Source organism: Streptomyces sp. NPDC002206 (assembly GCF_053593595.1).
In genome coordinates this window covers 21,975-29,304 of record NZ_JBSFCW010000052.1, presented here as the reverse complement: position 1 = coordinate 29,304, position 7,330 = coordinate 21,975, and the positions used below count along the sequence as shown (strand labels likewise).

General features: G+C 69.5%; 8 protein-coding genes. 6 read left to right on the top strand and 2 right to left on the bottom strand.

Annotation, left to right across the window (positions count from 1 at the left end):
* Positions 1 to 618 precede the first annotated feature (618 nt).
* Together ACWCP8_RS38690 and ACWCP8_RS38685 are read right to left on the bottom strand one after the other, a co-directional pair.
* Positions 619 to 1,272 (bottom strand): YdcF family protein, encoded by a 654-nt coding sequence (locus ACWCP8_RS38690; RefSeq protein ID WP_451121138.1) that lies wholly within the window; start codon positions 1,270 to 1,272, stop codon positions 619 to 621.
* Complete coding sequence (locus ACWCP8_RS38685) at positions 1,269 to 2,057, bottom strand: GntR family transcriptional regulator (RefSeq protein WP_451121136.1); 789 nt, start codon at positions 2,055 to 2,057, stop codon at positions 1,269 to 1,271. Before ACWCP8_RS38685 ends, ACWCP8_RS38690 begins: the two co-directional genes overlap by 4 nt.
* Before the next feature lie 555 nt (positions 2,058 to 2,612).
* On the opposite strand from ACWCP8_RS38685, the gene ACWCP8_RS38680 reads away from it, so the two are divergent.
* Genes ACWCP8_RS38680 through ACWCP8_RS38655 form a run of 6 tightly spaced genes read left to right on the top strand, consistent with a single transcriptional unit; the run spans position 2,613 to position 7,149 of the window.
* Positions 2,613 to 2,882 carry a DUF6284 family protein gene (locus ACWCP8_RS38680; protein WP_451121134.1) on the top strand — a complete coding sequence of 90 codons (270 nt, stop codon included), beginning with the start codon at positions 2,613 to 2,615 and terminating at the stop codon, positions 2,880 to 2,882.
* Positions 2,879 to 3,205 (top strand): DUF6303 family protein, encoded by a 327-nt coding sequence (locus ACWCP8_RS38675; protein WP_451121132.1) that lies wholly within the window; start codon positions 2,879 to 2,881, stop codon positions 3,203 to 3,205. The genes ACWCP8_RS38680 and ACWCP8_RS38675 overlap by 4 nt, the downstream gene beginning before the upstream one ends.
* Positions 3,202 to 4,065: a protein spdB gene (locus ACWCP8_RS38670; RefSeq protein WP_451121130.1), complete on the top strand. Its 864-nt coding sequence runs from the start codon at positions 3,202 to 3,204 to the stop codon at positions 4,063 to 4,065. Before ACWCP8_RS38675 ends, ACWCP8_RS38670 begins: the two co-directional genes overlap by 4 nt.
* Complete coding sequence (locus ACWCP8_RS38665; protein WP_451121128.1) at positions 4,065 to 4,403, top strand: RRQRL motif-containing zinc-binding protein; 339 nt, start codon at positions 4,065 to 4,067, stop codon at positions 4,401 to 4,403. The genes ACWCP8_RS38670 and ACWCP8_RS38665 overlap by 1 nt, the downstream gene beginning before the upstream one ends.
* 9 nt (positions 4,404 to 4,412) lie before the next feature.
* Positions 4,413 to 4,979: a hypothetical protein gene (locus ACWCP8_RS38660; protein WP_451121126.1), complete on the top strand. Its 567-nt coding sequence runs from the start codon at positions 4,413 to 4,415 to the stop codon at positions 4,977 to 4,979.
* A gap of 58 nt (positions 4,980 to 5,037) precedes the next feature.
* The gene (locus ACWCP8_RS38655) at positions 5,038 to 7,149 is read left to right on the top strand and encodes an ATP-binding protein (protein WP_451121124.1); all 2,112 of its coding nucleotides are present in this window, start codon (positions 5,038 to 5,040) and stop codon (positions 7,147 to 7,149) included.
* Positions 7,150 to 7,330: the final 181 nt, after the last annotated feature.

Genomic DNA, 7,330 nt, shown 5'->3' with positions numbered 1-7,330 from the left:
CAGGCGGGCAGAAGCCGTCCGTGACGGCAACCTGCCCGCTACACTCCCACCGCTCGACGTTTCCCCAGGTCAAGCCACAAAGTACTGCTGGAGTATTAGAACCAGGAGTCGGGGCGCGGAGCGTCACGCCTGATCGGCCGGACCCTAGTCCCACCCCCGCCCACCACTCCTCCCCAGCTTCCATCCCGTCCGCCTTCGGCCCACAACCGTGGAGCGTTGTGGTTCAGGGCGTCAAGGTGGAGCGCGCCACTATACGAACGGCCTTGACGCCCTGGGTCGAAGGTGATCGGGATGGGAGCCGCACGACGCTCACCACGAATCCGCCGGTACCGCGAACGGCGCCCCGACCATCCCGGAGTCTGAGCGCCCCCGCCGAAGGCGGCAGCGCCGAGCGGGCCGAAGGCAGGAGCGCGGGCGCGGCCAGAGCCGGGAAGCGAGCCCGGCGGAGCGGAGCGCAGCCGGGTGCCTTGATGAAGTAGGGAAAGTTCTACCGCGCTCGCATGGTGACGGCTTTCAAGAGCGCTGCGGTTGTAGCGGCTTCACTGCATCTGACCTGCGCCTATGCCCTATAGCGGGTCTACGTGGTGGCGCCTGGTCCACACATGGCCCACAAAGCCTCTAATTCGCCGGCACGAGGCGGCTCGTGAACCCTTCGGAACACAGATGCTCGTAGGCCGCGGCAACGGATTCCGGCACCTCTTGCCTGATCATGAATCCTTGCTCCGGGTAGATGAGCAGACGCTGCTGGGCTCCCACGAGCATGTCCAGAACGAGACGCGGGTCCCCGATGGAGTCGGCGTACTCCGAGAGCGTCATGGGCGCCGACGCGCTGACGATCTCGACTTCCGGCCAGAGTCTGCGGGCTGTCGCGTAGGCCCGTCGCTCCTCGTACGGCTTGCTCACGAGCAGCACGGATGACACGTCGATGCCTCGCTCTGCGAGCAGTCCGCGTGCGAAGTCGATGTTCTCGCCCGTGTTCCGCGCTTTCGGTTCAACGAGGATCGCCGACGCGGGAACGCCGAGTTCCAGCGCCCGCTCCCGATAGTGCTCGGCTTCCCCTCGGGGCATCCGGTCGCGTGTCGTCCGACTGGTCGCCCCCGTGAAGACGATCAGCGGGAACATGCCGCGTCGGTACAGATTCGCGGTCACGTCGGCCACACCCAAGTCATGACTGCCGAGGCCGATGCCGACCGAGCAGGGCCGTGGTTCGTGGTCCATCTGCTGGAACTCCCAGAGCCGCTGAGCATCAGACCACGCCTGCGTCGAGATCACTGGGCTGCTCCTTCCGCTGAGTCGGGGACCTTGAAGTCGTATGCCCAGGCGAAGCGGCTCGCCGCGTGAACGCCGATGGCGAACTCCACCACGGTCCCGTCCGCCGTGTACGTGGTGCGGTGGAGCTCTACGACCCACTCGCCGGGCGTCAGCTGGAGTAGCGCCGCCTCGTCCGACGCCGCAGGGCGTGCGAACAGCTCCTCTCGCATGTGGTCGATTTCGTACCCCGCGTCATAGAGCACGCGGTACCCGCCGCCCTTGCCGGCCGGGCCCGGCGTCGGGTCGACAAGCCGCGTCCCTTCGACATGCTCAGGGCGGTAGTAGCTGGTCAGGGTATGCGTCGGCTGGTCCCCCTCCTTCACGAGGCGTGCGCGCGCATACACCTCAGAGCCTTCCGGCAGACCGTGCGCCGCAGCCACCATCGGCGCGGCCGGTACACGGCTGACGTTCTGCGTCTGCTCTCCACGCTTATGCGCGCGGCCGGACGCCACACGGTCGGCGATGAACGCGACCTCATCCCCGTCACGCCACTTGGCCTTGTCGTACCGAGCGATGCCGAGCCGCTTGAGCGGTTCCCGCCCCCGCACGACTGTGCCGTGACCTCGGGAGGAGGTCACCAAGCCTTCGGCTTCCAGCGCCTTATAGGCCGCGTGAACCGTGGACTTAGACCCTTCACCGGCCTCGACCAGGTCCCGGATATGCGGCAGCTGCCGACCAGGGGGCAGCTCACCGCTCTTGATCTGCCCGGCCAGCTTGTCTGCCAGTTCCCGCCACTTGGGTGCCACGCGCACTCCTCTCAACGGCTCCAGTGAAACACAGTCCCAGGACTGTTGACAGTCCCGGGACTGTGCGTCAGTGTCGTCTCAGACGCATCGCAGTCCTAGGACAGCGGAGCGTCGGCCCTTCTTTGGGCTGCGCGAACGCACAGGGCGGGGACGCTGCAATCCCGCTAAAGGCCAGGTAGGACGCAATGGGCTTCGGCCCGACTGGCGAGGTGGCCCGGCGACCGCGAGCAACGGCCGGCGAGTGGGGACGAGATCCCCCTTGCAGTGCTTGACCACGTTGTCCGACACCCGGAAGGAGTCCTGATGAGTCGCCGAAGAATGTGGGCGCCGTTCGTGCTGGACCGGCAGGGACGGCCCGCCCCTCGTGTCACTGCTTGACCTGGCCTTTGAGGCCGGTTGCCTCCCTCGTCCGTCCGGCCCATGGGGTCGTACGGGCGGGGTTGAGGGGAGCCGGAATGCCTCTTCCTGCTTCACCCGCAGACGGCGCGCGGCCCCGGTGGTGAGACACCGGGGCCGCTGTTGTTGGGCCGTCCTACCGCTAGGAGAAAACGACCCATGAAGCACATCGCTGCACTTCAGGACCTTGTTACGGCGGCCTCGCTCGAGGGTGAGCCGTCGGCTGCTGAGCTGGACGCGATCGACCTGGAGATGCCCGTCATCCGGGCGGAAGTCGAGCTGCTGGACGCGCAGATCACGACGCTGGATCGCCCGGTGTCCGAGGTGGACGCCCGGCGCATCCGCCGTGCCCGCCGCAGGGTCATGGCGGCCCGGCGGGACCTGGCCAACCGCACGGTCGGCGCGACGGTGTCCGGGGGTGCGGCATGAGTAAGCAGATCCTCGGGGCGCACCTGGCGTTGCGTTGCTGCGGTACCACGATGCCGGAGGTGACGGCCGGTCCGTGCTGGCAGGTGTTCGTTGCCATGACCGGGCTGGTCAGTGAGTGGCCCACCTACACGTGGCCGACGTCCTCCGAGATCCCGACCTCCGATCAGCGCCTGGAGGCACTGACGGAACTCGGGTTCACGCTCGCCGACGGCGCCGACTGGGAGTGGACGGAGGGCACCGGGCCGGAGTACCACCCGCACCCGGTGCGCGTCGCGCTACTGGCCGCGGCCAAGGTCCGGCCGCTGGACGGGGGTGCGGCATGAACGCCAAGACCGTTCTGCCCGCCGTCGGTATGACGGCGGTGTCCATGGTGCTCACCCTGGCCGTGGTCGTGATGTGGCTCGGCACGGCGATGCCGTGGCTCGTCGCGTTGGTCGTCGGTCTCGGGATCGACGGCGGGTGGCTGGCCACCCTCGCCTACGAACGGCGTCTGGCCGCGCAGGGCGACCACAGCACCCCGGTCACCGCCGTCGGCTGGTCGTTCGGCCTGATCGCGACCGGCGTCCTGATCGCCCACGCCCTCACCGCCGACGCATCCACCGGCGCGTGGCTGGCTGTGGCTTGGCTGCCGATCGCGGCCAAGGCGCTGTGGCTGGTCCACGGGCTGTGGGAGCGGACCGCACTCACCGGTGAGGCCCTGGACGCGATCCAGGGCATCCAGCAGGAAGCCCGCGACGAAGCCGCTGTGGCCCGCGCCCGACTCCGGGCCGAGGCGGCCACGGAGGAGACGCGGCTGACGGCTGTGACGCAGGCCGGTGCCCGCGTCGCACACGTCCAGGCAAAGACCGCCAACACCCTCTCCCGAGCCTGGTCGACGCTGGAAACGGCGCGGGAGGGTGAGGACACCGGACGGGCGCTGACCAGCGTGACGACCCGCGTCACGCCCGGCGTCACATCCCGTTGGGAACTGCCGGTCTGGGGCCCGGCCGAGCCGGTTTCGGCGTTCGCTCTGGAGACGGCCGGCGCGCTCACCGATGAGGCGCTGGACGCGCTCGTCGACCAAATTCGTCACAGCGAGACACCGGCCCTGTCCTACCGGGAGATGGCCAGCCGCTTCCGGGCTGCCGGTCACTCCGCATCCGAAGTCCGCCTGCGGGCCGCATGGAAACGCATGGTGGCGTGATGGGGGCACTGCCCGTCTACCGATGGCGCCTCGCCCCGGACGGCTATGCCACCCGTCGTCAGCTCCGGGCCCTCGGGCTTCGGCCCGGCGGTCAGGACGTGGTCGCCGAAGTCCAGCGGCCCCGCCGCCGTCGTGGCCCGCTGGTCGCCTACCTCTACCGCATCGACCTGGCCAAGCCGGTCCGCCCGATGACGCCGGGCCTCCTGGCCGCTCTCGAAGCGGCCATGGCCGCGCGCCGTACCTGCCCCAACTGCCGCCGCGATGCCGGGTACTGCATCCCGCGTTCGCTCGGCATGTGCGTTGCCTGCTCCGACCTGGACACCGAGTCCGTCGCCTGAGCTGCGGCGATGAACGGAGATGTAGTGAAGCTGACCGTCAGCACGCACAAGCTGCCCGGCCACCAGGCCACCCTCCGCACCGCCAAGCGCCTGACCGAAGAGGCCGTACGGATCGTGGACCGGGCGGTGCCCGGACGGATGCCCGACGTGCAGGTCGTTCTCACCTCGGAGAGGTGCTTGGCCGAGGTGGCCACGGCCGCCGAGGTTGAGACTGCCGGGTGCACGGACAAGTGGGTCCAGTCCCGTGCGCTGCGATCCGCGAAGAAGCTGGCCGGCGAGACCGCCGCCCGCGCGATCCCGCTGTCCGACGGTGGGGTGCTGATCGTCGTCAACGTGGACCAGCACCCCAACGAGGCCACGTTCGCCATCACGCTCGTGCACGAGCTGGTCCACGCGATGCAGACCAGCCGCAAGGGCGTCCGCGACCGGCTCATCGCCGCACTGCGCAACGACCTCGGAGTCGAGCGGCTGTCCCGCCGTCAGAGCCGTGAGCACGACCGGCTGCTGGAGGCCGAGGAGAGGGAGGCGTACGGGGCTGAGCACCTCGCCGGACGCCTCGTCCCGTCCGCCGCCTGACCTTCCACCCTTTCTTTTCGCCCCCGGGGTTCCGGGGGCGGTCAGGAGTGCTTCCGTCATGAGTGAAAACGTCGTTCACCTCTTCAAAGACACCACCACCGCCCCTGAGACGGCCCCGGCGGCTGCTGTAGCAGCGCCGGCCGCTGAAAAGCCGTCTGTGCCGCTGTGGGTGCGTTCCGCGCGGGGTGTGCGCACGGTGGCCACGCACGAGCACACCAAGACCGCCTGCCGTGCTGCTGCCCGCCACGGCCTCTACGTCCTGGGCGGGACACGGATCGTGGCCCGCCGTACCTGGGAGGGCCGCACCGCCTCTCGCTACGAACGCCTGCTCCGTGCGGCGGAAGCCGCGGGAAACATGGAGGCCGCAGCCGAGTGGGAGGAGCGCGGGCGGCAGTTCCGGCAGGAGCGCCACCGCCGCCGCATGGACCTGCTCACCGCCCCGATGGACGCGGCCAAGGGCATCGCGGCCGGCGCAGGGATCGGGGCGGGTGGTCTCTTGATCCTGGGCATCATGCTCGCCGTCGCGAACAAGGACTTCGCCGACATCGCGGCGCCGACCATGGCCGTGATCGAGCTGGTCCGCTGGATCGTCCTCATCATCACCGTGACCTGGGGACCGCTGGTCACCCTGGGACCGTGGGTGGCCGTGCTCGGCCTGTGGGCGGTGGGCAAGCACCAGCAGGCCGCACCCCAGTGGGCGCTCCCGGCCAACGCCCGGAGCGGGGAGGGAGAGCCGATCACGCCGTCGATCGTCGTCCTCGCGCTGCGGAACCTGGGCATCGCTCCGCTGCGGAATGCCATCAAGGAGATGGGTGACGCCGGCGCGTCCATGCTCGGCCCGATCCGGATCGCCGGATGCGGTGTGGAAGTGGACGTGACCCTGCCCTCCGGTGTCGCCACCAACGAGGTGCAGAACCGGCGCCGGAAGCTCGCCGAGAACCTGTCCCGGCACGAGCACGAGGTGTTCATCACGATCCCGCAGGCCGCCCGCACTGTGCGGCTCTGGGTAGCGGACAGTGGCGCGCTGGACGAGCCGATCGGCCCTTCCCCGCTGACCACCGACCAGGACCTGACCGCGAACTACAAGACGGGCAAGGCTCCGTGGGGTCAGGACCTGCGCGGCGACGCCGCCGCGTTGAGTCTCTACCAGCGGCACCTGCTCATCACCGGCCTGTCCAACCAGGGCAAGACCGCAGCGCTCCGGGCCCTGGCTCTGTGGCTGGTGCTGGACCGCAGCGTGGAGTTCCGGATCGCGGACCTCAAGGGTGCCGGCGACTGGGCCATGTTCGATGGCCTGGCCACGGTGCTGATCCAGGGTCCGACCGACGATCACGTCGTCGACGCGACCGAGATGCTGGAGGACGGTGTCAGCGAGATGGAGCGTCGTCTTCAGGCGCCGCCCGGCACCGTGTTCCCGCCGCTCGTTCTGCTGGTCGATGAGGCGCAGGTGGCGTTCATGTGCCCGATGGTGGATGAGAAGAAGCGCCCGTACGGCGGGTCCAAGGCCACGTCCCGGTACTTCATGGCCGCGCGGAAGATCCACAACCAGGGGCGGGCGGTCAACGTGACGCTGTGGCAGGGGACGCAGGACCCGACGGACCAGAACCTTCCCAAGTTGGTCCGCGAGGGTGCCCACACCCGCGCGTCCCTCGCTCTCGGCACCGAGTCGCAGGCCCGCATGGCCCTCGGAGACAAGGCCGTCGACGGCGGGGCCGCGCCGAACCTGCTCCGTCCCGGGCTGGACAAGGGAACGCTGGTTGTCGCGAGCGACGGCATCGAGATCCCGGCCGGCCAGGCATCCATCACCGTCCGCACGCACTACATCGACACCGAGACCGCCGCGCAGATCACCGCTCGCGCCCGGGCCATGCGCGACGGCGTCACCACCCTCCACGTCATCGAGCGCGACGAGGACCGCGACCCGCTCGCCGACATCGCCACCGTCATCGGAGACACGAACCGAGTCTTCACCCAGGACGTGCTGCAGCGGCTCACCACACTGTCCGAGGACGCCTACGGGAGCTGGACGCACGCCGACCTCAAGCGGGTCCTCGACGGCACCGGGGCCGAGCCGTACAAGTCCGACGGCCGCATGGTCGTCGGCCGCGACCGCATCGCCCGGGCGCTGACCAACCGCGGCAGCGACGGTTCCGCTTCCGTCGGCCGGTAGAGGGAAGCGCACCCCCGGCGGGGCAGGGAGGCAGGGAGAACTCCCTCACCGCCTCCCTGACCTGCGTCCCTGGCCTTGACCTGCACAAATGATGTTCAGGGAGGCAGGGAGTCACCCCAGCTCAGCACCCCTGAAACCCCCTCCACACGCCTCCCGACGGGGGTGCCTCCGCCTCCCTGAC

Bases quoted from the DNA above. Each gene is read 5' to 3' on its own strand.
- ACWCP8_RS38675 (WP_451121132.1), top strand. From the start codon at position 2,879: ATGAGTAAGCAGATCCTCGGGGCGCACCTGGCGTTGCGTTGCTGCGGT.
- ACWCP8_RS38670 (WP_451121130.1), top strand. From the start codon at position 3,202: ATGAACGCCAAGACCGTTCTGCCCGCCGTCGGTATGACGGCGGTGTCC.
- ACWCP8_RS38665 (WP_451121128.1), top strand. From the start codon at position 4,065: ATGGGGGCACTGCCCGTCTACCGATGGCGCCTCGCCCCGGACGGCTAT.
- ACWCP8_RS38655 (WP_451121124.1), top strand. From the start codon at position 5,038: ATGAGTGAAAACGTCGTTCACCTCTTCAAAGACACCACCACCGCCCCT.
- ACWCP8_RS38660 (WP_451121126.1), top strand. From the start codon at position 4,413: ATGAACGGAGATGTAGTGAAGCTGACCGTCAGCACGCACAAGCTGCCC.
- ACWCP8_RS38680 (WP_451121134.1), top strand. From the start codon at position 2,613: ATGAAGCACATCGCTGCACTTCAGGACCTTGTTACGGCGGCCTCGCTC.